Source organism: Roseateles sp. P5_E8, assembly GCF_054177665.1.
Genome location: NZ_JBGCUM010000120.1, coordinates 1 through 3081, shown reverse-complemented (window position 1 = coordinate 3081; position 3081 = coordinate 1). Strand labels below are relative to the sequence as shown.

General features: G+C 72.3%; 2 protein-coding genes. Both read right to left on the bottom strand.

Annotation, left to right across the window (positions count from 1 at the left end):
* Positions 1-135 precede the first annotated feature (135 nt).
* Positions 136-879 carry a PEP-CTERM sorting domain-containing protein gene (locus ACXRVZ_RS27455; protein WP_457421944.1) on the bottom strand — a complete coding sequence of 248 codons (744 nt, stop codon included), beginning with the start codon at positions 877-879 and terminating at the stop codon, positions 136-138.
* A 125-nt stretch (positions 880-1004) separates the two neighbouring features.
* On the bottom strand, positions 1005-3081 hold a 2077-nt coding region (locus ACXRVZ_RS27450), incomplete at its 5' end, for a hypothetical protein (protein ID WP_458233116.1).

Here is a 3081-nt window from a genome sequence, read left to right as displayed (position 1 = left end):
GCTGTGGGTCGTGCGCGCAGCCGACCGCGCCGCCGTCGAGGCACTGATCGCCACCGACCCCTTCACCACCGGCGGCCTGCGCGCCGGCTGGGACATCTTCTACTGGAGCAAGGCCCTGCCCCAGCCGGTGTCGTTCTAGCGCGCGCGGCGACGCAGGCCGACGGCGGCCAGCCCGGCCAGCATCAGCCCCCAGGTGGCCGGCTCGGGCACGCTGGCGGCGAAGGGCATGGTCTGTATGGCCTCGATGGTGCCCTGGCGGTGGTAATAGGTCGACGTGACCGAGCTGTAGAAGAACAAGTCCATCAAGGCCGAGGCATCGCCCTTGCTCAAGTCGGGCGGCGTGCTGCTGCCAATGATCTTGAACTGCCCCTGGGGCCCGTTGAGCGAAAACCACGGGTATTTGTCGGCCGGTGAGGCGTCGCCCGGGCCGCGGTGGCTGAGGGTCAGCACGTCCAGTGCGCCCCAGTTGTAGGCGCTCGGCACCGGGCCGGCCACGGCGCCGCCGTTGAGCGTCAGCTGCTGGCCGTTCCAGTCGGCGTACTCGATGATGCGGCTGCCCGTGCCGGCGAAATGCTGGCCGGCCACGTCCAGGCTGGTGCTGCCCTGGGCGGCGCTGCTGACGTAGTCCGTCCGAACGCCCGAGATGATGGCGATCGGGCTGGACGAGATCACCGTGTCGAAGGTGAAGCTGGCCTGGAAGACCGCCCCCGCCGGCGCCAGGCTGCCCAGGTCGGCCGGTGTGTCCGGGGTGACGGCGTTCATGTGCCCTTGCACGTACCAGGTCACCGTCACGGCGCTGGCCGGCGCGCTCGCCGCCAGGGCCAGCAAAGCGCCGGCCATCACGCCGGTGCAGCGCCACAAAGTCTTCTTGTCGTTCATCCCACGCTCCATACGCCGAACCGCCGGCGCCATGGGGGCACGTTAGGCAGGTACCGGTTACCGATCGGTAAAGCCGCCACCCCTCAGGAGCAGGGGCCGTGTCCAGAGAACTGGGGACGCGGCCTTCAGCGCCTGGCGCTCAGGCGCTCGCGCAACTGCTGCACCGGCGGCGCCTGGCAGCCGGCCAGCAGCACGCTGGCCAGCGCGGCCAGGCCCTGGGGCGACTGGTCCAGGCAGGCCCAGAGATCGCAGCTGACGCACAGCTCGTTGAGCGCCAGCACGCCGTTGCGCAGCAGCACGCTGTCATGGCCCAGCCAGGCGCGCAAGCGGTGCACGGCCACCTTCAGCGACGCGGCGGCCTTGTCACCATCGGTGTCGGGCCACAGCCAGTCAGACAGTTCGGCCTGCGTCGCCCCGTGGCGGCGGCGCACGACGAGGATGGCCAGCAGATCGCGCAGCTTGGTCGGCGGCTTGACGCCGCCCGGCGGGGCGGCGGTGGGGTCGTCCACCTCGACCTCCAGCGCGCCGAGCGCGCGGATGCGCACGGGCATCGGCCACTCGGCCCCCACGTAGCCCGCCGGCGCTGGCAGGCGCTTCTCGCGAATCCATTGCCGCGCCACGTCCGGCACGATGTTGCGTTCAAGCGCAAAGGCCAGCAGCCGCGCGCGCATCGGGCTGCGCCAGCCGCAGTCACTGTGGAAGCCACCCAGCTGCTTGACCCTCAGCATGCGCTCGACCTGCTTGGCCAGGCCGGCCTCGTCGCCCTGCTGCAGCGCGATCTCGGCACCGGCGCAAAAGGCGATGTAGGCAAAGGTCAGGTTGCCGCTGCCCTTGGCCAGCGCCAGCTGGGCGCGGTAGGCCTCTTCAGCGCCGGCCAGGTCGCCGGCGTGCAGGCAGGCCGGTGCCAGCGCCGACAGCACGATGACCTTGTGGAACAGCGAGCCCAGGCTCTCGGCCAGCGGCCAGGCGGTGCGCGCATGGGCCAGCGCCAGCGCGGCGTCGCCCCGGCTGAGCGCATACCAGCTGCGGAAGAAGTGGTGGACCATACTGTCCAGCCGCTTGTGGCCGCGCTCGGTCAGCGCCAGCCGCGCCAGATAGCCTTCGGCGCGCGGCCAATCCTCCTGAGACAGCGCGCAAAAGATGCCCTGCGTCAGCAGAAAGAAGTCGCGCACATGGATGCCGCTCGCCTCGGCCAGCGCCAGGCCCTGCTCCACCTTGGCGTGGCAGCGCGCCGGGTCGCCGCACTGCCAGTCGACGATGGCTGCGTTGGACCACCAGATCAGCCGCGCCAGCGGCGGCAGGTCCGCGCCGCCACGCTCGACCTCGGCGTCGAAGGCGTCATACAGCGCGCGGCCACCGGGGAAGTCGCCCGCCCACCATAGCCGGTAGATCAGCAACTGCGCCGCCGCCGTGACGCGGCTGGCGGCGTCGGGCGCCTGCTCCACAGCCAGCGCCGTGGCCTGCGCGTAGCGAGCCAGACGAGGGTCTTCGGCGCGGCCGTACATCAGCGCGGTCAGCGCGTCGGCCGCGCAGCGGAAGCGCCATTCGCCAGGCGGCTCGCCGAGCGCTTCCTGCAAACTCTCCAGCTCGTCCACCAGCTCGGCCAGGCCTTGCACGGCGCCCCATTGCACGACGTAGCTGGCCACCTCGCCGCACCAGGCGCGGCAGGCGTCCTCGGCATTGCCGGCGGTGACGAAGGCGGCGCGGCTGAGCGCGAACAGCGGCCGCGCGTCCTCCGGTGCCAGCGGCAGCAGCGCCTCGGCACGCCACAGCGCACGGGCCGGTCCCGCCTCGCCAGGCAGCGAGTCCAGCCACGACAACACCTGGCGATGCCGGCCTTGCGCCAGCCAGCGCCGGCCCTCGTCGGCCAGCAGCGCCAGCGCGGCGGGCTCGTCGCCGGCGGCCACGAGCAGGTTCATCGCGATGTCGGGCTGGCGCTCACGCACCCAGGCCGCGCAGTCGCGCCGGGCGGCGGCCAGGTCGTCGGGCGTCTCCAGCATGCGGTTGCGCTCGCGCAGGCCGTCGCGCAGCAGGTCGTGCAGCCGCCAGGCGTCGCCATCGGTCTGGTTCACGCTCAGGTCGACGAAATAGCGGCGCTGGGCCAGCTCATCCAGCAACCGGGCGGCCGCCGGGGCCAGTTGCACCAGACCGCGTGGCAGCTCGGGCAGCTCGGCCGCCAGGCGCAGGCCGCGGCGCGCGGCG

What these genes read in the sequence shown, in the direction of transcription:
- ACXRVZ_RS27455 (WP_457421944.1), bottom strand. Translation starts at nt 879, where the DNA reads ATGAACGACAAGAAGACTTTGTGGCGCTGCACCGGCGTGATGGCCGGC.